Annotated in this window: 21 protein-coding genes; 6 read left to right on the forward strand and 15 right to left on the reverse strand. The window is 60.2% G+C overall.

The window, feature by feature from the left end:
• Nucleotides 1-232: 232 nt before the first annotated feature.
• Nucleotides 233-1,399 carry an AAA family ATPase gene (locus AAGQ88_RS00995; RefSeq protein WP_285423605.1) on the reverse strand — a complete coding sequence of 389 codons (1,167 nt, stop codon included), beginning with the start codon at nucleotides 1,397-1,399 and terminating at the stop codon, nucleotides 233-235.
• 159 nt (nucleotides 1,400-1,558) lie between these two features.
• Between AAGQ88_RS00995 and AAGQ88_RS01000 the strand changes: the two genes are divergently transcribed.
• From AAGQ88_RS01000 to AAGQ88_RS01010, 3 genes are read left to right on the forward strand one after another with little or no spacing between them, the layout of a single operon-like run.
• Nucleotides 1,559-2,686, forward strand: a complete 1,128-nt coding sequence (locus AAGQ88_RS01000) for an efflux RND transporter periplasmic adaptor subunit (protein WP_342654208.1) — start codon at nucleotides 1,559-1,561, stop codon at nucleotides 2,684-2,686.
• Nucleotides 2,683-3,753 carry an efflux RND transporter periplasmic adaptor subunit gene (locus tag AAGQ88_RS01005; RefSeq protein WP_342654209.1) on the forward strand — a complete coding sequence of 357 codons (1,071 nt, stop codon included), beginning with the start codon at nucleotides 2,683-2,685 and terminating at the stop codon, nucleotides 3,751-3,753. Before AAGQ88_RS01000 ends, AAGQ88_RS01005 begins: the two co-directional genes overlap by 4 nt.
• Nucleotides 3,750-6,887 (forward strand): efflux RND transporter permease subunit, encoded by a 3,138-nt coding sequence (locus AAGQ88_RS01010; protein WP_285423602.1) that lies wholly within the window; start codon nucleotides 3,750-3,752, stop codon nucleotides 6,885-6,887. The genes AAGQ88_RS01005 and AAGQ88_RS01010 overlap by 4 nt, the downstream gene beginning before the upstream one ends.
• A gap of 66 nt (nucleotides 6,888-6,953) precedes the next feature.
• Here AAGQ88_RS01010 and AAGQ88_RS01015 read toward each other — a convergent pair whose 3' ends face one another.
• From AAGQ88_RS01015 to AAGQ88_RS01075, 13 genes are all read right to left on the reverse strand, one after another.
• On the reverse strand, nucleotides 6,954-7,400 hold the full coding sequence (locus AAGQ88_RS01015; protein WP_342654210.1) for a hypothetical protein: 447 nt from the start codon (nucleotides 7,398-7,400) through the stop codon (nucleotides 6,954-6,956).
• 214 nt (nucleotides 7,401-7,614) lie between these two features.
• On the reverse strand, nucleotides 7,615-8,241 hold the full coding sequence (locus AAGQ88_RS01020) for a methyltransferase domain-containing protein (protein ID WP_342654211.1): 627 nt from the start codon (nucleotides 8,239-8,241) through the stop codon (nucleotides 7,615-7,617).
• Between the two features lie 507 nt (nucleotides 8,242-8,748).
• Nucleotides 8,749-9,393, reverse strand: a complete 645-nt coding sequence (locus tag AAGQ88_RS01025; RefSeq protein WP_285423599.1) for a methionine ABC transporter permease — start codon at nucleotides 9,391-9,393, stop codon at nucleotides 8,749-8,751.
• Nucleotides 9,383-10,510, reverse strand: a complete 1,128-nt coding sequence (locus tag AAGQ88_RS01030; protein WP_342654212.1) for an ATP-binding cassette domain-containing protein — start codon at nucleotides 10,508-10,510, stop codon at nucleotides 9,383-9,385. Before AAGQ88_RS01030 ends, AAGQ88_RS01025 begins: the two co-directional genes overlap by 11 nt.
• Before the next feature lie 2 nt (nucleotides 10,511-10,512).
• The gene (locus AAGQ88_RS01035) at nucleotides 10,513-11,307 is read right to left on the reverse strand and encodes a MetQ/NlpA family ABC transporter substrate-binding protein (RefSeq protein WP_285423597.1); all 795 of its coding nucleotides are present in this window, start codon (nucleotides 11,305-11,307) and stop codon (nucleotides 10,513-10,515) included.
• Between the two features lie 168 nt (nucleotides 11,308-11,475).
• Nucleotides 11,476-12,840 (reverse strand): LLM class flavin-dependent oxidoreductase, encoded by a 1,365-nt coding sequence (locus AAGQ88_RS01040; RefSeq protein ID WP_342654213.1) that lies wholly within the window; start codon nucleotides 12,838-12,840, stop codon nucleotides 11,476-11,478.
• A complete protein-coding gene (locus tag AAGQ88_RS01045; protein WP_342654214.1) occupies nucleotides 12,840-14,072 on the reverse strand; it encodes an SfnB family sulfur acquisition oxidoreductase in 1,233 nt (410 codons plus the stop codon). The genes AAGQ88_RS01040 and AAGQ88_RS01045 overlap by 1 nt, the downstream gene beginning before the upstream one ends.
• 23 nt (nucleotides 14,073-14,095) lie before the next feature.
• Entirely contained in the window at nucleotides 14,096-15,337 is a 1,242-nt protein-coding gene (locus AAGQ88_RS01050) for an SfnB family sulfur acquisition oxidoreductase (protein ID WP_342654215.1), read from the reverse strand.
• Nucleotides 15,338-15,817: 480 nt separating this feature from the next.
• Complete coding sequence (locus tag AAGQ88_RS01055) at nucleotides 15,818-16,552, reverse strand: hypothetical protein (protein WP_342654216.1); 735 nt, start codon at nucleotides 16,550-16,552, stop codon at nucleotides 15,818-15,820.
• Between the two features lie 582 nt (nucleotides 16,553-17,134).
• A complete protein-coding gene (gene tcyN / locus AAGQ88_RS01060) occupies nucleotides 17,135-17,878 on the reverse strand; it encodes an L-cystine ABC transporter ATP-binding protein TcyN (protein ID WP_342654217.1) in 744 nt (247 codons plus the stop codon).
• Between the two features lie 3 nt (nucleotides 17,879-17,881).
• On the reverse strand, nucleotides 17,882-18,550 hold the full coding sequence (gene tcyL, locus AAGQ88_RS01065) for a cystine ABC transporter permease (protein ID WP_093468101.1): 669 nt from the start codon (nucleotides 18,548-18,550) through the stop codon (nucleotides 17,882-17,884).
• Entirely contained in the window at nucleotides 18,547-19,344 is a 798-nt protein-coding gene (tcyJ, locus tag AAGQ88_RS01070) for a cystine ABC transporter substrate-binding protein (RefSeq protein WP_093468104.1), read from the reverse strand. Before tcyJ ends, tcyL begins: the two co-directional genes overlap by 4 nt.
• Before the next feature lie 238 nt (nucleotides 19,345-19,582).
• Nucleotides 19,583-20,584 (reverse strand): D-cysteine desulfhydrase, encoded by a 1,002-nt coding sequence (locus AAGQ88_RS01075; protein ID WP_285423588.1) that lies wholly within the window; start codon nucleotides 20,582-20,584, stop codon nucleotides 19,583-19,585.
• 199 nt (nucleotides 20,585-20,783) lie between these two features.
• On the opposite strand from AAGQ88_RS01075, the gene epsC reads away from it, so the two are divergent.
• Entirely contained in the window at nucleotides 20,784-21,746 is a 963-nt protein-coding gene (gene epsC, locus AAGQ88_RS01080; RefSeq protein ID WP_093468110.1) for a serine O-acetyltransferase EpsC, read from the forward strand.
• 382 nt (nucleotides 21,747-22,128) lie between these two features.
• Entirely contained in the window at nucleotides 22,129-24,084 is a 1,956-nt protein-coding gene (gene betT, locus AAGQ88_RS01085; RefSeq protein WP_342654218.1) for a choline transporter BetT, read from the forward strand.
• A gap of 21 nt (nucleotides 24,085-24,105) precedes the next feature.
• Here the strand turns inward: betT and AAGQ88_RS01090 are convergent, their stop codons facing one another.
• Complete coding sequence (locus AAGQ88_RS01090; RefSeq protein WP_342654219.1) at nucleotides 24,106-24,951, reverse strand: LysR family transcriptional regulator; 846 nt, start codon at nucleotides 24,949-24,951, stop codon at nucleotides 24,106-24,108.
• A gap of 133 nt (nucleotides 24,952-25,084) precedes the next feature.
• Between AAGQ88_RS01090 and mgrA the strand changes: the two genes are divergently transcribed.
• Nucleotides 25,085-26,122 carry an L-glyceraldehyde 3-phosphate reductase gene (gene mgrA, locus AAGQ88_RS01095; RefSeq protein ID WP_093468115.1) on the forward strand — a complete coding sequence of 346 codons (1,038 nt, stop codon included), beginning with the start codon at nucleotides 25,085-25,087 and terminating at the stop codon, nucleotides 26,120-26,122.
• Nucleotides 26,123-26,134 lie beyond the last annotated feature (12 nt).

The raw sequence follows: 26,134 nt of genomic DNA on the forward strand, positions 1-26,134 counted from the left end.
TAAAGCCGGTGCAACGAAAAGCTTGCGGCGTTTGTAGGGCCGGTTAAAGCCGGTACAACGAAAAGCTTGCGGCGTTTGTAGGACCGGCTTTAGCCGGGAAGAGGCCGGTGCATGCCGTGGGAGCCGCAGCGAACCGGCATCAGTCTTCGCGAGCAAGCTCGCTCCTGCGGGTTTTAGGGTGTATCGCCGAACGGTGCTGCCACCGCGATCTCGGTGGAAGATCCCGCGATGTTCAATCCGGCCAGTGCCACGCCGGTTCATCCAGCCTGCCCTGGCCCACAATGCCGGTCTGGCCCAGGTCCTTTTCAAGCACGATGCAGTTGCACTCAGGATCTTGTTCCAATGCGGCGATGAGCCGGTTGGCGTGGGAGACGACCCAGACCTGACAGCTGTGGGATGCGCGCATGATCAGCCTCGCCAAAGCGGGCAGCAGATCCGGGTGCAGGCTGGTCTCGGGTTCGTTGAGCACCATCATGGTGGGCGGTCGGGGCGTGAGCAGCGCAGCGATCAGCAACAGATAGCGCAGCGTGCCGTCCGACAATTCTGCCGCTGACAACGGGCGCAGCAATCCGTGTTGATGAAACTCAAGCGCGAACAGCCCGCCGCCTTGAGCGTTGATGTGTATGCGTGCGCCGGGGAAGGCGTCGCTGATGGCGGCGTCGAGCGCCTCGGGCTCGCCGATTTCCCGGATGGTTTGCAACGCGGCCGCCAGATCGCGCCCGTCGTGATGCAGAACGGGCGTCCGCGTGCCCAATTGAGCCTTGCGAGCGGGCGCATCGGCGTCGCTGCGAAAGTGATCATAAAATCGCCAGCCGCGAATGTTTTCGCGCAACTGCAGCACTTCCGGCGACGAGCGAAGGTTGCCCACTTGGTCGAACAGGCTGTCAAACGTTGGCGTGTGTTGCGCCAGCACATCCCAACTGCGTCCCTCGCGGGCCCGGATCATGGGGCCGGCCCGGTCGACCAGCAGGCTTGCCGGACGATACACGGGACCTGCCCAGATGCATTCACGCTTGATCTCCGGGTCCAGTGCAAAGGCCGTCGGTGCCGCTGGCGGTGGGGGCAGGCCCAGCGAAATGGCGTAACTGAAGTCCTCGGCAGCGAACCCCAGCCGCAAGCGCACGACCTCCTTGCGCGGACCTCCCTGAATATCCACTTCGCCATTGCGCATGCGCCGGCTGATGTTTTCCGGCCCAGCCCAGAAGGTCGATTTCAGGCCGCCTTCCCGGGCCAGCGCATTGATGACGCCGCCTTGTGCGGTCTCCGCCAGCAGCCGTAACGCTCGATACAGGTTGGATTTGCCGCTGCCGTTGGGCCCCGTGATGAGATTCAGTCGTTGCAACGGAACAACCAGCGTGTTGATTGATCGGTAGTTGGCGACGGCGAGGGTGGTGAGCATCGAGCATTCCTTGCTGTGTGCAGGCAGGAGGATCTGCGCAGTTTAGCGGCGTAAGGAACCCTGATCTACGCTCATAGTCGCATGATCATCGCGGCGCAGACCCAAGCATGAAAGGGGTGCCGATGACTGTATGCAACGGCATTGGCACAAGGAGTCTGCATGCCCGCTCAACCCTCGGTAATTCATTCCAGCCTGGCTGCGCTGGCGCTCGGCCTGTGCGTGGCTGTGCTGCCCGGCTGCGGCAAGGAAAAACCCAAGGAGCCCGTTCGTCCGCGCGTGCAGGCGCAAGAAGTCAAAACGGCCGAATTCGCTGCCGATGTTGCCCTCACGGGCGACATTCAGGCGCGCGTGCAGACTCAGCTTTCGTTCCGCGTCGGCGGCAAGATCATTCAGCGCTCGGTCGATGTCGGCGACAGAATCTCGGCCAAACAGGTGCTCGCCAGGCTCGACCCCAAAGACCTGCAGACCAACGTCGACTCGGCCATTGCCGCCGAAGCCGCCGAGCAGGCCCGCGTGAAACAGACCGCCGCTGCATTCGTGCGTCAGGAAAAACTGCTGCCCAAGGGCTACACCAGCCGCAGCGAATACGATTCGGCCCAGGCTGCCCTGCGCAGCAGCCAGAGCGCGTTGCGGGCGGCCCAGGCCCAGTTGGCAAACGCCCGCGAGCAGCTGGGATACACCGCGTTGATCGCCGATGCACCGGGCATCGTCACGGCGCGGCAGGCCGAGGTCGGGCAGGTGGTTCAGGCGACCATGCCGATTTTCAGTCTGGCCCGCGACGGCGAGCGTGATGCTGTGTTCAATGTGTACGAATCCCTCTTCGTCAACCCGCCAACCGACCAGCCGGTCGAAGTCACCTTGCTAGATAACCCGAAAATCAAAGCCACCGGGAAGGTGCGTGAAGTCACGCCTGCGGTATCGGCACAGACTGGCACGCTGCAGGTGAAGATCGCGCTGTCGTCGCTGCCGCCTGGCATGGAGCTGGGTTCGGTGGTCAGTGCTGCCTTGAGCGTGCCGGCCAAGGCGAGTGTCGAGCTGCCGTGGTCAGCGTTGACCAAGGGCCTTGGCGATCACCTCGGGCAGCCAGCGGTCTGGGTGGTGGATGAGCAGAACAAGGTGAGCCTGCGGACGGTCACGGTCGGGCGTTATCTGACAGGCAAAGTGATCATCGTGGACGGTCTGAAAAACGGAGAGAAAGTGGTCGTTGCCGGTAACCAGTTGCTGCACCCGGACATGCAGGTCGAACTGGCCGATGTCTACAAGGACCTGACGGGAGCGCCGCAATGAAGCGACTTTCGGGGATCCTCCTGAGTGGTTTGTTACTGGGCGCCTGCAGCAAGGAAGAGCCGCCGCCCGAGCCCGTGCGTCCCGTGCTGTTCGTGGAGGTCAAACCCCAAGCCGAAGAAAGCCTCGGGCGCTTCGCTGGCAATATCGCCGCACGCTACGAGAGCACGCTGGGTTTCCGGGTTTCCGGTCGCATTGCTCAGCGCAGCGTCGATGTCGGCGCACAGGTCAAAAAGGGCGACATGCTCGCCGTGCTCGATCCGACCGATCAGCAGAACCAGGTGCGCTCCACCCAGGGCGATCTGGCGCGGGTCGAGGCGCAGTTGATCAACTCGCAGGCCAATGCCCGGCGGCAGCAGGAACTGTTTGATCGGGGCGTGGGCGCGCAGGCCGCGCTCGATGTCGCGGTCACGGATCTGAAGACCACTCAGTCTTCTTACGATCAAGCCAAAGCCGCTTTGCAACAGGCCAAGGACCAGTTGAGCTACAGCGAATTGCGGACCGACCACGATGCGGTGGTGACCGAGTGGAAGGTCGAAGCCGGCCAGGTGGTCAGCGCCGGCGAGCAGGTCGTGACCCTCGCGCGGCCTGACATCAAGGAGGCCGTGATCGACCTGCCTGCACAGCTTGCCGATCAACTGCCCAAGGACGTCGTGTTCAAGGTCGCCAGTCAGCTTGAGCCGGACATCAACACCACCGCCACCGTGCGAGAGCTCGAGCCGCAGGCAGAAAGCACGACGCGCACCCGTCGCGCTCGACTGAAGCTGGCCGACACGCCGCCGTCCTTTCGCTTGGGCACGGCGATCAGCGTCACCCTCAGCTCGGCGATTGAGCCTCGCATTCAGTTGCCCGACACGGCGCTGCAAGAGGTTGATGGCAAGACGCAGATCTGGGTCATCGACCAGCAGAACCAGACCGTTTCGCCGCGCCCGGCCAATGTCGTCAGCCGCGCCAGCGGCAGTGTGGTGCTGGCAGGTGGCGTGAAGGGCGGTGATCTGGTCGTCACTGCCGGGGTAAACAGCCTCAAGCCGGGGCAGAAAGTCAAAGTCGATAAGGAAAGCCCGCGATGAAAGGGACGTTCAACCTCTCCGATTGGGCGCTCAAGCATCAATCCTTCGTCTGGTACCTGATGTTCGTCGGTCTACTGATGGGCGTGTTTTCCTACATGAACCTCGGTCGCGAGGAGGACCCTTCGTTCACCATCAAAACCATGGTCATCCAGACCCGCTGGCCGGGCGCTACGGTGGATGAAACCCTGGAGCAGGTCACTGACCGCATCGAGAAAAAGCTCGAAGAGCTCGATTCCCTCGATTACGTGAAGAGTTATACCCGCCCCGGCGAGTCCACGGTTTTCGTCTACCTGCGCGACACCACCAGCGCGGGCGCGATTCCGGATATCTGGTACCAGGTGCGCAAGAAGATCGACGACATTCGCGGCACGTTCCCACAGGGGCTGCAAGGGCCGGCGTTCAACGACGAGTTCGGGGACGTCTACGGCTCGATCTACGCCTTCACGGCTGATGGCCTGACGCTTCGCCAGTTACGCGATTACGTTGAAGAAGTGCGCGTGCAGATCCGCGACGTGCCCGGACTGGGCAAGGTCGAGATGATCGGCCAGCAGGACGAGGTGCTGTACCTCAATTTTTCCACGCGCAAACTCGCGGCGCTGGGGCTGGACCAACGGCAAGTCGTGCAAAGCCTTCAGTCGCAGAACACCGTCACGCCAGCAGGCGTTATCGAGGCCGGGCCTGAACGGATTTCGGTGCGCACCTCCGGACAGTTCGCTTCGGAAAAGGACCTGGAGACGGTCAATCTGCGCCTCAACGACCGGTTCTACCGCCTGAGCGATATCGCCGAGATCACGCGCGGCTACGTTGACCCGCCCAAGCCATTGTTCCGTTTCGATGGCAAGCCGGCGATCGGTCTGGCCATCGCCATGAAGAAGGGCGGCAACGTTCAGGAATTCGGCAAACAGCTGCACGAGCGCATGGATGCGGCCACGGCCGACTTGCCCATTGGCGTGGGCGTCCACAACGTCTCGGATCAGGCACAGGTGGTCGAGAAAGCGGTAGGCGGCTTCACCAGTGCGCTGTTTGAAGCGGTCGTGATCGTGCTGATCGTGAGCTTCATCAGCCTGGGCATGCGCGCCGGGCTCGTGGTGGCCTGCTCGATCCCTCTGGTGCTGGCGATGGTCTTCGTGTTCATGGAGTACAGCGGCATCACGATGCAACGGATCTCGCTGGGCGCGCTGATCATTGCGCTGGGGCTGCTGGTGGATGACGCCATGATCACCGTGGAGATGATGGTCTCGCGTCTGGAGCTGGGCGACAGCAAAGAGCAGGCGGCGACCTTCGCTTACACCTCCACTGCGTTTCCAATGCTCACCGGCACGCTGGTGACGGTCGCAGGTTTTGTGCCCATCGGCCTCAACGCAAGTTCGGCGGGCGAATACACCTTCACACTGTTCGCCGTTATTGCCGTTGCCATGCTGGTGTCCTGGGTCGTCGCGGTGCTGTTCGCGCCAGTGATCGGCGTGCACATCCTCAGCGAAAAGGTGAAGAAAAAAGACGAGCATGCCAAGCCGGGCCGCATCGCCCGGGCTTTCAACGGGTCGATGTTCTGGGCCATGCGCAATCGCTGGCTGACCATCATCATCACCATCGCGCTGTTTGCGACGGCCTTGTTCTGTATGCGGTTCGTGCAGAACCAGTTCTTCCCGTCGTCGGACCGTCCCGAGATTCTGGTGGACCTGAACCTGCCGCAGAACGCTTCGATCAACGAAACGCGCAGGGCGGTGGACAAGCTGGAGGCTTCCCTCAAGGACGATCCGGATATCGTGCGCTGGAGCACCTACATTGGTCAGGGCGCCGTGCGGTTTTATCTGCCGCTCGATCAACAACTGGAAAACCCGTACTACGCGCAGTTGGTGATCGTCAGCAAGGACCTGGAAGCGCGCGGCGCGTTGATGGCGCGCCTCAACAAGCGGCTGAGGGATGAGTTCGTCGGCATTGGCACCTACGTTCAGCCGTTGGAGATGGGGCCGCCGGTCGGGCGTCCGATTCAGTACCGGGTCAGCGGGGAAAACATCGACAAAGTGCGCCAGCATGCCATCGAGCTCGCCACGCTGCTGGATCAGAACCAGCACATCGGCGAGATGATTTACGACTGGAACGAGCCGGGCAAGGTGCTGCGCATCGATATCAACCAGGACAAGGCGCGGCAGCTCGGGCTGTCGTCCGAAGACGTTGCGCAGCTCATGAACAGCATCGTCACAGGCTCATCGGTGACTCAGGTACGCGATGATATCTACCTGATCAACGTGGTGGGTCGGGCCGTCGACTCGGAGCGCGGCTCGCCGGAAACCCTGCAAAACCTACAGATCGTCACGCCACAGGGCACGTCGATTCCGCTGCTCGCCTTCGCCAATGTCCGTTACGAGCTGGAGCAGCCACTGGTATGGCGTCGCGATCGTAAGCCGACGATCACGATCAAGGCGGCGGTACGGGATGAGATGCAGCCGACCGATCTGGTCAAAGAGCTCAAACCTGAGATCGACAAATTCGCGGCCGGTTTGCCGGTGGGCTACAAGATCGCCACAGGCGGCACGGTGGAAGAGAGCGGCAAGGCTCAGGGTCCGATTGCCAAAGTCGTCCCGCTGATGATCTTCCTCATGGCGACTTTTTTGATGATTCAACTGCACAGCGTGCAGAAGATGTTTCTCGTCGCCAGTGTCGCGCCGCTGGGCTTGATCGGTGTTGTGCTGGCGCTGGTTCCAACGGGCACGCCGCTGGGTTTTGTGGCCATCCTCGGGGTGCTGGCGCTGATCGGGATCATCATTCGTAACTCGGTGATTCTGGTGACACAGATTCATGAATACGAAGTTGCGGGGTATCTGCCCTGGGATGCGGTCGCCGAGGCCACCGAGCACCGTCGCCGACCCATTCTGCTGACCGCTGCGGCGGCAAGCCTGGGCATGATCCCCATCGCCCGCGAAGTGTTCTGGGGCCCGATGGCGTACGCGATGATCGGTGGCATCATCATCGCCACGCTTCTGACACTGCTGTTCCTGCCCGCGCTCTATGTGGCCTGGTACAAGATCAAAGAGCCGACTGACGAGGAGCGACGCAAGCATCAGCAAAGCAAACAGGAAGATAATCACCTTACTGGCGACTCGGACGACGGCGCGTCTTCACCCGCGCATTGAACAGGCAGATGAAGCGAAAGCGATAACGTGCCGCTTCCGCTTCGTACTTCGGACAACGGGGTGCGGTCAAACGACTCGGAAATTCCTGAAATGCACCTGCCCTGGCTGACCGCCTAGTTTTTCAGGATCGGAAGCGGTATTCACCTGCACGGTCACTGTAGTGGCAGGGGACGGCGTGTGGGGGATGTTGAGCGTCACTGTCTGCCACTTCTCGGTTGCTCCGCCCAAGTCGCCGTGCCCCGCTGCTCCCTCCGCCGTGGTGACGACAGCCGAATAACTGAACATCACGTAATCGCCGGGTCTCACGGTTTGGCCCGCCCGGACCTCGAATGTCAGAACAGTGGGTTTGTAGCTGCCCTCAGGCGTGATCTGAGTCAGATCGGCTGCCTTCGTCAGTTGGATGTAGTAACCCGCGCCCTCCGGCTTGATCTCCCAGGTCTCCTCGCCGGAAGCACTTGTCCACGGCGTTAGTTTGCCGGTACCGAAGTCGCCATTTATCAGAATATTGTCCATGGTCATTCCCTTGCTCATCATTATTGACAGCCCATGCTCATCCAGCATCCGGGCTGACGCCAACGGCGCGGGTTTAGTGTGCGCGCGGTAGACGGCACGGGATACTGTCAGAAATGACAGTCACGGACTCCTTGCGAATGAGTGAACGTGTTTGTTTACGCTGGCAGCCACGGTTGAGCCCTCTGACCGCATGGCTCTCTGCCGGACCGCGGCTTCAACCCTTGCGCCACACACTCGCCAGCCAGGGCTGCTGCTCCCTCGGCAGCCCTGCTGGACGGTAGTAATGCTCGACCTCGACGAATCCCGCCTCGGTCATGAGTTCGCTCCAGGCTTCAGCGCTATGAAAGGCGCCGTATCTTTCGCCCTTCCAGCCTTCTTGATTGTTGCCCCGCGGATTAGAGCTGAACAGCACGCCCCCGGGCTTGAGTGCGGCTCGCAATTCCCGCAGCACCCGAGGCAATTCCTGACGTGGTACGTGGAACAGCGAGGCATTGGCGAAGATTCCGTCGAAGCGTTCGGCGGGGAGGTTCAGCTCCAGGAAGTTTTGGTGCAGTACTTCGCAGCCGCTGTCGACACGCGCCATCTCAGCGAAGCGGTCGGAGCCGTCAAGGCCGGTGGGTATGTGGCCCATAGCCGCAAATGTCTGCAGATCACGCCCCGGTCCGCAGCCGAAATCGAGAATCTGGAACGGTGGCGAACCCTGAATATTGCGCAGTAATGCATCGATGTTCTGGCTGACGTCGTGATCGCGTGTGCCTTCGCGAAAACCTTCGGCGACATCGTTGTAGTTGCCGAGTGTAGTGGCCGTGATCTGAGCGAGGTCTTCTGGGTCAAGTTTCATGGGGCGAGTATCTGGGCGAATAAGGCTGCCAATATACCCCGCTCACGAGCCGCAATCTCCTTGCGGACCGCGCATATCCTGTAGGACCGGCTTCAGCCGGGAAGAGGCCTGTGCTGACGCCATCAAGACACTTGACGCTTTCCTGGCTAAAGCCAGTCCTACCGAAATCCATCCCGTCGTAGGACCGGCTTCAGCCGGGAAGAGGCCTGTGCTGACGCCATCAATCCTGCAGCGTGACACCTGACGCTTTCCTGGCTAAAGCCAGTCCTACCGAAATGCATCCCATCGTAGGACCGGCTTCAGCCGGGAAGAGGCCTGTGCTGACGTCATCAATGCTGCGGCGTGAAACCTGGCGCTTTCCTGGCTAAAGCCAGTCCTACCGAAATGCATCCCGTCGTAGGCCCGGCTTCAGCCGGGAAGAGGCCTGTGCTGACGTCATCAATCCTGCAGCGTGACACCTGGCGCTTTCCCGGCTAAAGCCAGTCCTGAAGGGAGGACTTCCCCGGTTTAACGCTTATTCAGCCGTAACGCCAGTCGATCGCCGCCCAGTTGGATGACGGCGACCAGCGCCACCAGCAGCACGATCACGGTCAGCATCACTTGGGTGTCGAAACGCTGATAACCATAGCGATAAGCGATGTCGCCCAGGCCGCCTGCGCCGATAGCGCCCGCCATGGCCGAGGAGTTGATCATGGTCACCAGCGTGATGGTGAAGCCGCCGACGATTCCTGGCAGTGCTTCAGGAAGCAGGACATGCCAGACGATATGCCAGCGACGGCAGCCCATCGCTTGTGCCGCTTCGATCAGGCCGTGGTCGACTTCGCGCAAGCTGACTTCCGCGATGCGGGCAAAGAACGGTGTCGAGGCGATGGTCAGGGGCACGACGGCGGCCCACACGCCATAAGTGGTTCCGACGATCAGCCGCGTGAAGGGGATTAGCGCGACCATCAGAATCAGGAAAGGCACCGACCGGAAGATATTGACGAAGGCGCCCAGCACCCGATTGATATGGGGCGCCTCGAAGATGCCGCCCTTGCCGCTGGTAACCAGAATCACAGCCAGCGGAATGCCCAGCAGCAGCGCGATCAACGATGACACACCCACCATCAGGAACGTGTCGATGACGCCCTGCCAGAGACGATCAACCCACATAACCCAGTACCTCCGCGTGCTGCGCCTGTTTGCGGGCGCGGTTGATCAATTCTTCCAGAGACAGCGGCGAATGACTGATCGCCAGCAGCAGGTGACCCAGCGCCCGTCCCTGGATACGTTCTACGCCGCCGTGCAGCAGGGTCACTCGCCCGCCGAATGCACTGAACAGCGCAGACAAATCAGGTTCGTTGCCCTCGCTGCCCGTGAATTGCAGATCGAGCACGACGCTGGCGTGCGGGTGAGGTGGCTGCGCTTGCAGGCGGGCTTGCAGATCTTCCGGCAGCGCATGTTGCAGGGGCGCCAGCAGGGTTTTGCTGACCTCATGCTGTGGATTGCCGAATACCTGCCAGACCGGCCCCTGTTCGACGATCTCACCCTTTTCAAGGACCACGACGCGGTCGCAGATCTCTCGGATGACCGCCATTTCATGGGTGATGAGGATGATCGTCAGGCCCAGGCGCTGATTGATCTCGCGCAGCAAGCCAAGGATTGACTGAGTGGTTTCGGGGTCGAGCGCCGAAGTGGCCTCGTCGCACAGCAAAATAGCCGGGTCATGCACCAGCGCGCGGGCGATGCCCACGCGTTGTTTCTGCCCACCCGACAGCTGCGCCGGGTAGACCTTGTGCTTGCCTTCCAGGCCCACCAGCTCAAGCAGCTCAGCGACTTTGCGCTGACGTTGCGCTTTGGGAACGCCCGCGACTTTCAGCGGCAGCTCGACGTTCTGCCATACGGTTTTCGCCGACATCAGATTGAAGTGCTGGAAGATCATCCCGATGCGTCGGCGAAGCGTCACCAAATGGTCTTCGTTGAATTCTCCGATGTCTACCTGATCGATCAGCACGCGGCCGCTGCTGGGTTGCTCCAGACGATTAATGGTGCGGATCAGCGACGACTTGCCCGCGCCGCTGCGGCCGATGATGCCGAATACCTCACCGCGCTGGATATCCAGATCGATGCCCTGCAACGCAGGCACAGGCCCTTGCTGGCCTTGGTAGACCTTGCCCAGGTTGATGAAGCGTACATGCGCCCGCTGTTTGCCCGGATGCAGCTCGGCCTGCTCGGCAGACGTCGGGAGATCGGTATGCAGCGGCAGGGATCGTTGCGCGGTTGCATTCATGATCAGTTCTTCCAGCCAACCTGGTAGAGCGAGCCGTTGACCTTGTCCAGCGAAGCGCGAACTACCGGGGAGTGTTGATAAATGTCGATGAATTTGGCCAGGCGTGGATCGTTCTTGTGATCCGGTTTGATGACGAATTGAATCACGTATTCCGGATGATCCAGGCCGTCGAAAAGAATCGCTGAGCCAGCGTCAAAGGTCTTCGCCAGACGGATGTAAGCCGGATAGCCCTGCACCAGATCCGCGTCGTCGTAAGCGCGCACCAATTGCACGGCTTCTACCTGAATCAGCTTGAGTTTCTTGGGATTGGCAGTGATGTCGTCCTCGGTCGCCTTGTAGCCGACGCCCGGCTTGAGTGTGATCAGCCCCGCCTTGGCCAGCAGTTGCAGGCCCCGGCCGCTGTTGATCGGGTCGTTGGCAATCGCCACGGTGGCGCCGGTCGGCAGCTCATCGAAGCTTTTGTACTTCTTCGAATACAGGCCGACGTTGTTGATGATGCCGGGTGCATAGGGCTCGAGATCGAAGCCCGAGGCGGCTTTGGCGTTTTCCAGAAAAGGAATGTGCTGGAAGTAATTCACGTCGATGTCGCCTGCATTGAGGCTGACATTGGGCGCGATCCAGTCGGTGAATTCCACCAGCTCGACCTTCAGGCCCTGCTTGTCGGCTTCAGCGACGGCCGCTTCCAGCGGAATGGCGAACGCGGCCGTGGTGCCGACTTTCAAAGGTTGGTCGGCGGCCTGGGTGATGCCGGTGAACAGGCCAAGAGAAAGGGCCAGGGTGAGGAGTGTTTTGCTCATGTGTCGTTGTCCGGGTGAGTGTTCGGTTTTGTTTTTTGGGTGCCTGTAAGGCTGTTTTCGTGAGCGAACTCACTCCCTCAAGGGTTCAGATTTGCCGCCGCCCGTTGCAAACAACTCAATCCCACTGTGGGAGTGAGCGTGCTCACGAATGAGGCAGGCCGATCCAGGTCATGAGTTTGAAATTCGAAAGCTGGCTCCCGCATGCCGCTCGGGCAACCGGGCCGAACCCTCGGCAAACAGCTTCTCGCGCAAGGTCCCGTGCTCATAGGCGGTCTTGTAGGATCCGCGTCGTTGCAGCTCCGGGATTACCAGATCGATGAAGTCTTCGTAGCTTTCCGGTGTGACGATGCGGGTCAGATTGAAGCCGTCCAGGCCTGTCTCGGCGATCCAGGATTCCAGCTCGTCGGCGACCTGTTCCGGTGAGCCGATCACGGTGATGTAGCGGCCGCCAAGGGCGTGCTGGTCGAGCAGTTTCTGGCGTGTCCAGTCATTGTTCTTGAGAATCTTCGTCGCCGATTGAATGGCGTTGCCCTTCACGTGCTGGATCGGCTCGTCGAGCTCGTAGGCAGAAAAGTCGATGCCGGTGGAGGCCGAGAAGTGGGCAAGTCCCGCCTCGGCGCTGGCGTACTTCAGGTACTCATCATGCTTGGCGCGCGCTTGCTGCTCGGTTGCCCCGACGATCACGTTCAGGCCCATGAACACTTTGATGTCGTCCGGATTACGACCGGCCGCCACGGCGCTGGCGCGAACCTTGTCGACCTGCTCGCGCGTCGCCGCCTTGTTCTGGCCGCTGATGAACACGCACTCGGCGTTGCTGCCCGCGAACTGCAGGCCACGTTCTGAACTGCCCGCCTGGAACAGCACCGGTGTGCGCTGGGGCGACGGCTCGCACAGGTGATAACCCTCAACCTGATAGAACTCGCCGCTGTGGCGCACGTAGTGGACTTTTTCCGGCTGGGCGTAGACCCGGGCCTGGCGATCCTCGATCACCGCGTCGTCCTCCCAGCTTCCCTCCCAGAGCTTGTAAAGCACCTCCAGGTATTCATCGGCCTGATCGTAGCGGCGGTCGTGTTCGATCTGCTCCTTGAGGCCCATGGCCTTGGCGGCGCTGTCCAGATAACCGGTCACGATGTTCCAGCCCACCCGTCCGCCGGACAGGTGGTCGAGCGTCGACATGCGACGCGCAAACAGGTACGGCGCCTCATAGGTCAAGTTGGCAGTGAGGCCGAAACCAAGGTTTTTTGTCACCGCCGCCATCGCCGAGACCAGCAATAAGGGGTCATTGACCGGCAGCTGGATGGATTCTCGCAGCGGCACATCCACCGACTGTTGATACACGTCGTAGACGCCGACGATGTCAGCGATAAACAGGCCGTCGAACAATCCGCGCTCCAGCAATTGCGCCAGACGGGTCCAGTATTCGATCGTCTTGTACTGAGTCGAAGTGTCCCTCGGATGGGTCCAGAAACCGTGATTGATGTGGCCAATGCAGTTCATGTTGAACGCGTTGAGGAGGATCTTTTTCTTGCTCATCAGATCGTCCCCCGGCGAGGCGGATTGACGTCGTTGAGGTAGAAGTTGCCGATGGCGTGATACTTCCAACGCACGGGGTCATGCAGCGTGTGGACCCGTGCATTACGCCAGTGACGATCCAGACCATGCTCGGCCAGCGTCGATTGCGAGCCTGCCAGTTCGAACAGCGTGCTGCCCGCTTCAAGGGAAATTTCGGTGCTGATGGCGCGTGCTCCTGCCACCGCGATCGACGCCTGGGCCAGGTTTTCCGGCGTCGTCAGGGCTTGCGCACGATCAAGGTATTCTCCGGCGCGCTGCAAAAGCGCCTCGGCGGCGTGCAGGCGTATGCCCAGTTTGCCGAAACTGTGCAGCGTCAGCGGGTCGTCCACTGCTTTCTCGATGCCCGAATCGATCCATGGCCGCGTGCGGGTGCGGACGAAGTGCAATGCGTCTTCAAAGGCAGCCCGGGCAATGCCAGTGTCGATCGCCGCGTGAAGAATCTGCGCGAGCGGGCCGACGGTGGTCGGTCGTTCGAAGGCTGTCTGAAACGGCACCACGTCCTCGTCCTCGACATACACATTGTCGAACACCACCGATCCGCTGCCGGTCGTGCGCTGACCGAAGCCGCTCCAGTCGTCTATGACGTTCAGGCCGGCTGAATCGGCTGGGACGAACGCCAGCTGCTGGATGCCGTCATCATCGATGACAGACGTGGGTATGCGCTGCGCGTACAGGGCGCCGGTGGCGTAAAACTTGCGACCATTGATGCGCCAGCCGGCTCCGTCGCGGCTCAATCGCGTGGTTCTGTCATGGGCCGTTTTGGTGCCCAGTTCAGCCAGCGCATTACCAAATCGCCGGCCTTCCAGCACTTCGGCGTACAGTCGCTTCTGTTGTTCGGGACTGCCGTTCACGCGCAATACTTCCAGCGCATAAAAGTGATTCTGCGGTATCTGCCCCAGCGAGCCGTCGGCGGCGGAAATAAGGCGGATGACGTCGGCCAGCGTCGCGCTGGAAACGCCCGCGCCGCCGAACGCTTTCGGTACGCTGATGCCCCACAGCCCGGAGCGGGTGAACGCCTCCAGTTCTTCGTGCGGCAGGCGTCGCTCGCGGTCTCGCTCGGCGCTTTGTGCCTTGAACGTTTCGGCCAGTGCCCGGGCGCTCTCCAGCGCTTGGGCGTCGTCACGGATCAAGGTCGTCCGGGTTGCAATCGGCGCGTGTGCCTGGCGGTCGCGCGGCAAAGTTTGAAGGCTCATATCAGTGCTTCCAGTTGTCTGGTTCAGATCCAGGAATGGCGGGCAGGCAGTGCGCCGTTGAGGTGCCAGGCGCCTACGGCGTGGACCTTCCAGCGGACAGGGTCGTGCAGCGTGTGGACACGTGCATTGCGCCAGTGCCGGTCCAGATTGAATTCGGCCAGCGTCGCGCGGCTGCCCGACAGCTCGAACAGCTTCTCGCTGGCCTGCAGGGCAATCTGCGTCGTGAGCACCTTGGCTTCGGCGACCGCGATGGAAGCTCGCGCCGCCGACTGCGCGTCGATGGGCGCTGCGACGATTTCATCCAGCACACGGCCGGCCTTGCGCAGCAGGGCTTCGGCGGCATGTAATTCGAGTTTCAGCTTGCCGATGTCGGCGATGACATAAGGGTCATCGCTGGCGCGCTCGACGTTGGCTTCGATCCAGGGCCGGGAGCGTTCGCGCACGAAACGGATGCTTTCGTCGATGGCTTCGCGGGCGATTCCAGCGTCGATGGCGGCCTGAATCAATTGAGAGACGGCGCCCTGAATAGTGGGCGACAACGCCAGTTTCCAGTTCTCTACGACCAGATCGGCGCTGACCCGTACGTTTTCCAGCAGCACGCTGCCGCTTGCGGTGGTGCGCTGACCGAACCCGGACCAGTCATTGATGATGTGCAAGCCCGGCGCACCGCGCGGCACGAATACCAGAACTTGCTTGCCATCGTCATTGATGGCTTTCACTGCGACCCAGTGCGCGAACAGGGCGCCCGTGGAATAGAACTTGCGACCGTTGAGCAAAAATTGATCACCTTCAGACGTCAGTCGTGTTTTGACGTCGAGGGTGTTTTTCGTGCCGCGTTCCGGACCGCCGTTGCCGATTCGTGCGCCCTTGAGAACGCTCTCGAACAACGTTTTCAGCTGAGTGTCGCTGGCACTGCCGATCAGGGAATTGAGGATGCCGAAATGATTCTGCGGGATCTGCCCCACCGCAGGATCTGCTGCCGACAGGATGGCGAACACCTCAGCGACGGTCACGAACGACACCTGAGGCCCGCCGTACACTCGTGGGACGGAAATACTGCCCAGGCCGCTCTGGCTGAACAATGAAATTTCAGACCATGGCAGTTGCCGCTCGCGATCACGCGAGGCTGCGTTGGAACGGACAACGGCCGCCAGTTCATGGGCGGCTGCAATCGCCTCGGCGTCGCTGCTCAGCACTTTGGCGGGCAACAGAGGAGGAGCTATGTCCAGGGTGTGCTGGACTGAAAGGGCGTTCAGATCAGTCATGGTGGTGACCTGCGTGAACGCGAGCACTAGGGTGGTTGTGCGTGACCATTCGAACCTCGAATCAACGCCGCAGGGCGGCAGGGAAGCTGACGATGATCCGGTGGTCCGGTGCATATACCCTAAGCGTGTATAAAAATTAAATAAACTTACATTTGGGAATAAGCATAGAAGGTGATCGCGGCTGTCCGGCTGGCAATCAGACGGACTGTGCGTATGTCAGGCATGAGCTGAAAACCAGTATCAGGATCAGGTATTTGAAGAAGGGTCGGCTGCGCATGCGGATGTCCCTCACAGGGTTTTAACCGCAGGCTAGCAGCGCTCTTTTGTCGAATTTGGGCTGCCCTGTAGGAAAGGGCTGGGCCGCAAGTGGGAACTGTCTTGGGAGCGCCGGATTTGTGCTATCGCTCACGTTGTGCCGACCGGGCGCTGTCGCAGTCACGAGCCGCGATACTGCGACAGCCACGCCCGAGGACGTGCAGATCAAGCTTCAAGCCTGGATAAGCCATCGGCACGAACGTTGATCAACCTCGGTGGTGCCCAGCGAGAATTATTGCCCACCCGATCAATCACGCAGTAGGTCACTTCCTGATGGGCATCATCGCCCGCTTCGCTGATCAGGGCGGCTGGCACTTGCACGATGACCGGTTTGCCGACGTCTTCGTGGCTGAGCGCGGGCAGGTCCATGCGCACATCACCCCAGCGCAATGTGATCTCGTCGTAGGCGTCCATGTTCAGGTAAGTGTCGATGACGACTTCAACGCCGCCTGCGATGTGCTCGGCGCTCAGTTCTATGCTCGCGTCAGGCGTTGAGATGACCACAGGCGCCAGCCCTTGATTCTCGTCAGCGTCGCCACTGACCAAATGACCGCCAGGCGTCTCCAGTTTGACCCATAGCTTTGTGCTGGGCGATTTGACTGATTCGCAGCCGATTTTCGTGACCCGGTAGTAAGTTTTCACCTTGCCACTTCGGAGAAAACTTTCGGGTACATGTAGGACCGATGTGTGACCGATGTCGTCCTCCGACAAAAGTTTTGACGCAACGTAGCAGCCTCCCCAGAACAGCTCGATCAGATCGGCGCATTCCATGTCCGGATAGGGATCGATGTTCACCAACAGGTGCGCAGCCGCCAGGGCACCGATGCCCTGTTTGTTCGACTGCGGCAGATACGGGGCGAAGAGCTTGATAGGGGTGTGATTGACGGGTGTCTGGATCATCTTCGAATACTCTTTGAACGTAGGCCTTTATCAAGGCGTGTCACGACAGTGGTTGTCGCGAATGCAACTTGGAAAACGATGTTGTTAGTACACGCTCGATGGCCAGTCATGGCAAACATTACAACCGGTCGCAATTTCGGACTTGTTATTGGTTTCGATAGAGTCTTCCCAAGTGCTTTTGAGCTAATTGTGTTGCGGCATTTGTGTCAATGGTAAATAACTCATAAAACTATATGTACGGGAAAAGCAGAACTTTCCTACGAGAGGTTTTCACTCAATGGTGGGTGCAACAGGTGTGACGTCCTACGGCTGCATTGCGCACAGGCGGCGGTGCTCTCTGCGGACGGCAGATGGAGGTGGGTGAAGGGGCGTGAAGGATTATTTGTGGGTGTCGAGTTCGTCAATAAACTCGATGTGCCGAGAAAACCACGAAGTCGCACTTGGATCGGAAAAATAGATATATAGACAACCGGTTTTCCGAATGGAAATAGAAAGACTATTAGTCCATCAAGACTTTTCTAAATATTGAAGTGAAAGAAAACGGCGCTCATGAGCGCCGTTTGGGATACATACAGCGTGGGATTAATTCCGGCTGCGTTCGAGAAACTGCCGAGTGCGTTCCTCTTCAGGATTTGCGAACAACGCTTTGGCTTCTCCTTGCTCGACAATGACCCCTTTGTCGATGAACACAACACGGTTGGCGACGTCCCGCGCAAAGCTCATCTCATGCGTGACGATGACCATCGTGCGTTTCTCTTCGGCCAGTGCACGAATGGTGCTGAGCACCTCGCCCACCAGTTCAGGATCGAGGGCTGAAGTGGGTTCGTCGAAGAGAATGACTTCCGGCTCCATCGCCAGCGCCCGCGCGATGGCCACGCGTTGCTGCTGACCACCGGACAAACGGCGTGGGTAAGCGTCTTCCTTGCCGGCAAGACCAACCTTGGCCAACAATTTGCGACCCAACTCGGCAGCCTGATCGCGTGGCATCTTCTTGACCACGATCGGGCCTTCGATGACGTTTTCCAGTGCTGTGCGATGGGGAAACAGATTGAAGTTCTGAAAGACGAAGCCTACGTGCTGTCGCAACTGCCGGACCAGCGCCTGCTGTTGGCTGAGCGGCTTGCTGCCGTCGATTCGGATGTCGCCGACCACGATGGTGCCGCTGGTGGGTTCTTCGAGGAAATTCAGGCAACGCAGGAAAGTGGTCTTGCCGGACCCGCTGGGTCCGATGATTGCGACGACTTCACCGGGCTCGACGTTCAGATCGATGCCCTTGAGAACTTGATTGCCCTTGAATTCCTTGGTCAGTTTTTCAACGGTGATCATGCCTCAAGACTCCACATCATGGCGGTTGGCCCGTGCTTCGAGACGGTTCTGAACATGCGCCAGCACCGTGCACAACACCCAGTAGATCACCGCCACGGTGAAATACATGGTGAAGACCTCCAGCGTTCTCGAAGAAATCAGCTGCGCCTGGCGGAACACTTCCGGCACCTGAATGGTGGCGGCCATGGCGGTGTCCTTGACCAGCGAAATGAAGCTGTTGCCCAGCGGCGGCAGGGCGGTTCGGGCAGCTTGCGGCAAGATTGCCCGGCGCATGGTCTGCGCGCGGGTCATGCCGATACTGGCGGCCGCTTCCCACTGGCCCCGGTCCACGGCGCCAATGGCTGCGCGCAGAATTTCGCAGGCGTAGGCTGCCATGTTCAGCGACAAGCCGATGAGCGCTGCGGTGATGGCATCCAGTTCGATGCCCAGATCAGGCAGGCCGTAATAAATCATGAACAGCTGAACGAGCAGGGGCGTGCCGCGAAAGAACGACACGTAGACCCTGGCGATGGCGCTGATGACCCAGACTTTCGACAAACGCATCAGTGCCAGGCCGAAGCCCAGCACCAATCCGAAAAACATCGATCCGAGACTCAGGCCCACCGTGTAATACGCGCCCTTGAGCAGAAAAGGCGCGGAGTCCAACGCGAGCTGTAGGCTCTCTGGAATCATTTGGTCACGTCAGCCTTGAAGTACTTTTCAGACAACTTGGCCAGGGTGCCGTCGGCGCGCAATTTGTCGATGGCTTTGTTGATCGCTGCGAGCAACTCTGGCTCGCCTTTGCGCAGCGCGATGCCGGCTTCCTGACGGGAGAAGGGTTCGCCGGAAACGGCCAGTTTGTCTTTGGTTTTGGCGATCAGCTCCAGCGCGGCGAGGCGGTCGACCAAAATGGCGTCGATACGGCCTACACGCAGGTCCTGGTATTTGGTCGGATCATCGTCGTAAGTTTTGACGATGGCGTCAGGCACGTTCGCCTTGAGCCATTCTTCATAGTTGGTGCCCAGGCCGACGCCGACCTTCTTGCCTTTCAGGTCAGCCGCAGTCTTGATCACGCCAGCGTCTTTGGTCTGCACCAGTGCTTGAATGCCAGAGACAGTGTAGGGTTCGGAGAAGTCATATTTCTTCTTGCGCTCGTCGGAGATGGTGACCTGGTTGATCACGACGTCCAGACGCTTGGATTCCAGCGCAGCCAGGATGCCAGCCCATGGGGTGGCGCTCAGCTTGACCTTCACGCCCAGCTCCTTGGCCAGCGCTTCGGAGAACTCGACCTCGAAACCGGTCAGCTTGCCGTCTTCGCCAACGAAGCTGAAGGGCGGGTAAGTGCCTTCCAGACCGACGTTCAGGGTGCCGTTCTTTTTAATGGTTTCCAGTTGCTCGCCAGCGACGGCTTGGGTCGCCAGACCGGTGCCCAGCACCAGGCTGAATGCCGACAGCAGGAAGGTGCGGCGGATTGCAGACATGTTCATGAAAATCCCCTGTTTTTAATTGGAATGTCAGGTCAGCGTCAGACCTGACGAAACTACTGTGGCATCACGCGTTTATCCAGCTTTTTCAGTACTCTGCCGGGATTTCGCGCGGCGCTGGCGGCGATCATAAGGGCAGCTTTTTAGGAATAAAAATAATTAAAAACGAAGCGCTTATCTGTTTTGTGCATATGAAAGCCGGGTGGCAGCCCCCGATCTGCAGGATCGAGAGCTACAGCACTCACTGCGCGGAAAACACACCCGCGTAAGCGAACAGTGCCGGGGCGCCGCCGGTGTGCAGGAAAATGATCGGACCGTCTTCGAAACGCTGCCGTCCGATCCCGTCGAGCAAGCCCGCCATCGCTTTGCCGGTGTAAACCGGGTCCAGCAACAGCCCTTCGTGGCTGGCAACCAACTTGATTGCCGACAATGTGCCCGCGTTCGGTTCGCCATAGCGTGGGCCGTAATACTCATCCCACAGGTTGACTTTGAACGCTGCGGGCAGCGCCTCGCCCAACAGCTCCACAGTACGTTCGGCCAGCCCCTGAACCTTGGGCGCCTGGGTTTCTTCAGGACGCGACACGGTCACGCCGATCACGGGTAATTGCGGCAAGGCCTCCGCCAGCGCCAAGCCAAGGCCGCTGTGAGTGCCTGCACTGCCTGAGGCCAGGACCACGGCGGCGAACGTTTCGCCAGTCTGTTCGATCTGCTCGGCCAGCTCGAAGCCTGCGCGCACGTAGCCCAATGCGCCGGTGGGGCTGGAGCCACCGATCGGGACCAGATAAGGTTTTCTGCCACTGGCGCGCAGTCGCGCAGCCAACGCCTGAAGCTGCTCGTCTGCGTTATCGAGGTTATCCACCTGTTCGACCTTGGCATCGAACAGGTCCAGGAGCAGACGGTTTCCGTTGCCCAGATAATTGCTGTCAGTCGTGGCGATCGGGTTCTCCAGCAGTGCCACGCAACCCAGTCCCAGCCGGGCGGCCAGCGCTGCGGTCTGGCGAACATGGTTGGATTGAATCGCGCCTGCGGTGATCAGCGTGTCGCAGCCTTGGGCCAGGGCATCGGCGGCGAGGTATTCGAGCTTGCGCAGCTTGTTGCCGCCCATCGCCAATGGCGTGATGTCGTCACGTTTCACGTAGATGTCCCGACCGGCCCACGCGGATAGCCGTTCGAGCTTTTCCAGCGGTGTCGGGGCGCCCAGCAGATCCAGGCGGTCAAAACGGGCGAGCTGTTGTTTGATCATGTCGGTTGTCGATACGTCAGCAAGTGAGTCGCAGGACTATAGGCAGACCATTCCCACAGGGCAACCGGGCGATATCTCACAGCGCCCGAGCTAAAGCCTCACGAAAATTGTTATTTTTGTGCCACAAATGTTTGCCGTAGAGTGAACCGACCATGGTCGTGTCCAGCCTGACGAGCCATTGAACTGAGGAGAAATCTGCGTGAGCACTATTCCCGAACTGTCCCCGGAAACCTGTGCCGAGGGCGTGACCGGCCATTGGCAGCTGCAGCGGATCGTAGGTGAGTTGCGCGCTGCGCGTGATGACTGGCGCAGCAGCAACAATCGCATCAGCGGGGAAAAGGGCGGTCGTGAACTGCCATCCCGCGAGGCCATGCGCGATATCCTCGAGGCGTTGTGCGGTGCGTTGTTTCCCATGCGACTGGGGCCTGTGGATCTGCGTGAAGAAAGCGAGGACTTCTACGTCGGTCACACGCTGGACGTTGCGTTGAACGCGTTGCTCGCGCAGGCGCGCCTCGAGTTGCGCTATGTCGCCCGGCAGCGCGGCGAAGACGCCGGTTGCGCCGATGTTCACGCTGAACGGTTGATTCAGGACTTTGCCAGCGCCCTGCCGCAGATCCGCCGGATCCTCGATACCGATGTGCTGGCGGCGTATCACGGCGATCCGGCCGCGCGCAGTGTCGACGAAGTGCTGCTGTGCTACCCCGGGATTCTGGCAGTGATCCATCATCGTCTGGCGCATCACCTCTACCACAATGGTTTGCCCTTGCTCGCGCGCATCAGTTCGGAGCTGGCGCACTCTGCCACTGGGATAGACATTCATCCTGGCGCGCAGATCGGCCCGAGTTTCTTCATCGACCACGGGACAGGCGTGGTCATTGGCGAAACCGCAATCATCGGCGAACGCGTGCGTATCTATCAGGCCGTGACCCTTGGCGCCAAACGCTTCCCGGCGGATGAAGACGGTCAGTTGCAAAAAGGCCATGCCCGGCACCCGATCGTGGAAGACGATGTGGTGATCTATGCAGGCGCAACGATTCTTGGGCGGATCACGATCGGCCAAGGTTCGACCATCGGCGGTAATGTCTGGCTGACGCGCAATGTGCCGGCAGGCAGCAATGTCAATCAGGCGAGCCTGCAGACCGACGACGGCTCGCAGAAGTAAGTCGACAACGTCGGCCACACGTGGCGGCGTCTGTCCGGACGCCGCCCTTCCTGTCAGCGGTTTTCTTCATCCGCGCCAGCCTTTCATGGGCAAGACCTGACTGCCTTTTCAAGCCCTCATTCATCCCTCCAGCCCGCGGAACGAAAGCGTCTCAGCGTGCGTCCTACCGTCGCGTGAGCTAGCGTCCAGGGTCTGGCGATTGGTCCTTCACCTGCTTTCCGTGTTTTAATTGAACGTTCAATCAAGTTAAACCGGTGGTTCGCTGACCGCTCATATCAGGAGGCCTACCCTTGCCGCATCTGTTTTGCATGATCGATTTTTCCGCCCGCGCGGCGGTGTTCGCATGAGTGTGCCGAGCGCTCAAAACAGCGCACCCGTACGCATGAATGCCCCTGTTTTCTACTTCGCTGCCAGCTTTATCCTCATTTTCGGGGTGGTGGTCATCAGCTTCCCTGACGCCGCTGGACAGTGGCTTCTGTCTGCTCAGAACTGGGCGGCGAATACCGTCGGCTGGTATTACATGCTCGCCATGACGCTGTACCTGGTGTTCGTGGTGGTCACGGCCATTTCAGGCTACGGCAAGATCAAACTCGGCGCCGACCATGACGAGCCTGAATTCAGTTATCTGTCGTGGGCGGGCATGCTGTTCGCCGCTGGCATCAGCATCACGCTGTTCTTCTTCTGCGTTTCAGAACCGTTGACGCACTTCTTGCAGCCGCCCCAGGGCGAGGGCGGGACGACTGAGTCGGCACGTCAGGCGATGCAGTTGCTGTTCCTGCACTGGGGCCTGCATGGCTGGGGCGTTTTCGCCTTTGTCGGCATGGCGCTGGCGTATTTCGCCTACCGACACAACCTTCCGCTGGCGCTGCGTTCGGCGCTGTATCCACTGATCGGCAAACGCATCAACGGCCCTATCGGCTATGCGGTCGACGGGTTCGGCATCATCGCAACCATTTTCGGCCTGGGCGCTGACATGGGCTTTGGTGTCTTGCACCTCAACTCCGGTCTGGATTACCTGTTCGGGGTGCCCCACACGCAATGGATTCAGGTCGGGTTGATCACGCTGATGATGGGTGCGGCTATCCTCGTTGCCGTTGCGGGTGTCGACAAAGGCGTGCGGGTCATGTCCGACATCAACATGCTGCTGGCCTGCGCGCTGCTGCTGTTCGTGCTGTTCGCCGGACCCACGCAGCACCTGCTCAATACCCTTGTGCAGAACGTCGGCGATTACCTCGGCGCACTGCCGACCAAGAGTTTCGATGTCTATGCCTACAACGGGCCGAGTGACTGGTTGGGCGGCTGGACAGTGTTTTACTGGGCCTGGTGGATCGCCTGGTCACCATTCGTTGGCTTGTTCATCGCGCGCATTTCGCGTGGCCGTACCATTCGCGAGTTCGTTTGCGGCGTGCTGTTGATACCGCTGGGTTTCACCCTCGCCTGGATGTCGATCTTCGGCAACAGCGCAATCGATCAGGTGCTCAACCACGGGATGGTCGCCCTGGGCCAGTCGGCCATCGACGATCCCTCGATGACGCTTTACCTGATGCTGCAACACTATCCGTGGAGCAAAACCGTCATTGCGGTCACGGTGTTCATCAGCTTCGTTTTCTTCGTCACCTCAGCCGACTCCGGCACCGTGGTGCTGTCGACGCTCTCGGCCAAAGGCGGAAGTCCTGACGAGGACGGTCCCAAGTGGTTGCGCGTGTTCTGGGGCGTGATGACCGCGCTGGTGACCAGCGGGCTGTTGTTCTCGGGGAGCATCGACGCGCTCAAGTCGGCCGTCGTGCTGACTTCCCTGCCGTTTTCGCTGATCCTGCTGACGATGATGTGGGGCCTGCACAAGGCGTTTCACATGGAATCGCAGCGGCAGATTGCGCAGCTCTATTCACTGGCGCCCGTATCTGGCGCGCGACGCGGCGGGTGGCGGCAGCGATTGAGCCAGGCCGTGCATTTCCCCTCACGTGACGAGGTCTATCGATTCCTCGATCAGACCGTACGTCCAGCCATCGAAGAAGTGACCGCCGTCTTCGTCGAAAAGGGATTGAGCGTCGTCACGCAGCCTGATCCGGCGAATCACACGGTCGGTCTGGAAATCGGCCACGGAGAAGAGCGCCCGTTCATCTATCAAGTAACCATGCGCGGCTACTTCACGCCTTCCTTCGCGCGTGCCGGCATGGGATCAAAACAGCTGAACAACCGTCGCTACTACCGCGCCGAGGTGCATTTGAGCGAGGGCAGTCAGGATTACGATCTGGTGGGCTACACCAAAGAGCAAGTGATCAACGACATTCTCGACCAGTACGAACGGCACATGCAGTTTTTGCATCTGGTGCGCTAAGCGGTGCAACCCTCGACACTGCTACAGGGCGGTGGTGGTCTCGAGGGATTTGCCTTGCAGGTGTGCGTGCAGCAAGCGCAACGCGGGCACGTCCAGCGCCTGCGCGGCATAGCACAGCCCGACCCGGCGAATGAGGTTCGGCGTGCGTGCGGGGCGGGTGACGACGCCCGCATGCCTGGAGGCCATGGACTGTGGCAGCATCGCCAGACCTGCCCCCGCCGCGACCAGCCGCAAGGCGAGGTTCAACGACCCCGCAGTGGCGGCGATGAAGCCCGAACTGCGATTGTAGAGTTCCATCAGCCGCTGATGCGAAGGGTGCGTCGGGCAGGTGATCCACTGCACGGTTGCAAGGTCGGCTGCATCGAGCCCGTCTCGCGCCGCCAGCGGATGACCGGCGCCCATGCTCAGCACATAGGGTTCCTCCCACAGCGGCATGAACAGCTCATCCTCACAGCAGTCGTCTTCCACCGACAGTCGCGCATCGCCACTGCAACCATTGTGCAGCGTCAGCATCAGATTGGGAACGACGCGATACGCCATCGTCAGAAATGCATCCAGATGGCTCGCGGCAATCTCGCCTTCGACGCCGATCTCGAGCGTCAGCCGATCATTGCGCTGGCGGAACTGACTGCTCAAAGCCTGGGCTTCGGCGAGTAATCGACGCGCTTGCGGGTAAAGGGTTCGCGCATCGTCGGTCACGTCGACGCCCCGGGGCAGACGCTCAAACAACGTGGTACCGAGCGCTTCTTCGAGCTGGCGAATGGTGACCGACAACGTCGGCTGACTGGTGAACAGACGCTGTGCGGCCGAGGTGATGTTGCGTTCCTCGAACACCGCCACGAATGCGTTGAGTTGACGAATATCCATATCAGGAACCGATGGCTGCCAGAGCAATAAAGCATTTTTCTGCCGTAAGGAGCGCTGAATATACTCGCTTTACAGCTTATTCATCAGCGCTACTTATCGCTCCTTGCCATTCAGAAAATAAAGAGAGGAATGAATGACCTACATCGCTGCCGAAAACCGCTACGAGCGCGTCCCGTATCGCCGCGTAGGCCGAAGCGGCCTGGTCCTGCCGGCCTTGTCCATGGGGTTATGGCACAACTTCGGTGACAGTACGCCGATGGACACCCAGCGCGCGATGCTGCGCACAGCGTTTGACCTGGGCATCAACCACTTCGACCTCGCCAACAATTACGGTCCGCCCTACGGCAGCGCCGAGATCAACTTCGGCCGCCTGCTGCGCGAAGACTTCAAGCAGTATCGCGACGAGCTGATCATTTCGACGAAAGCCGGCTGGGACATGTGGCCCGGGCCTTACGGCCAGGGCGGCGGGTCGCGCAAATACGTACTGGCGAGCCTGGATCAGAGCCTGCAACGCATGGGCCTGGACTATGTGGATATCTTCTACTCGCACCGTTTCGACCCTGACACGCCGCTCGAAGAAACCGCTGGCGCGCTGGCGACTGCCGTTCAGCAGGGAAAGGCGCTGTATATCGGTATCTCGTCGTACTCAGGCTCGAAGACCCGCGAAATTGCCGGGCTGCTCAAAGAGTGGAAAGTCCCGCTGCTGATTCATCAGCCGGCTTACAACCTGCTCAACCGTTGGGTCGAAAAGGATCTGCTGGAGACCACCGAGGAATTGGGGGCGGGCGTCATCGCCTTTACCGCGCTGGCGCAGGGACTGTTGTCGGACAAATACCTGAACGGCATTCCGAAGGACGCACGCGTCAATCGTCCGGGCGGCGGTTCGCTGCAGGCGTCGCACTTGTCCGAGCAGAACATCGAACACGTGCGCGCCTTGAACGAGATTGCCAAGCGGCGAGGGCAGAGCCTGGCGCAAATGGCCCTCGCCTGGACCTTGCGCGATCCGCGAGTGACGTCTGCGCTGATTGGTGCCAGCCGGCCAGAACAGATCATCGAGAACGTGGCGGCCCTCGACAATCTCCAGTTCAGCCAGGAAGAACTGGCCGAAATCGATCGTTTCGCAGTGGAGGGCGGGATCAATCTGTGGGAGAAACCGTCTTCGGCGCAGTAACAGGCTGCAAAA

This window comes from Pseudomonas sp. F3-2, from assembly GCF_038804275.1.
In the GTDB taxonomy this organism is placed as follows: Bacteria; Pseudomonadota; Gammaproteobacteria; order Pseudomonadales; family Pseudomonadaceae; genus Aquipseudomonas.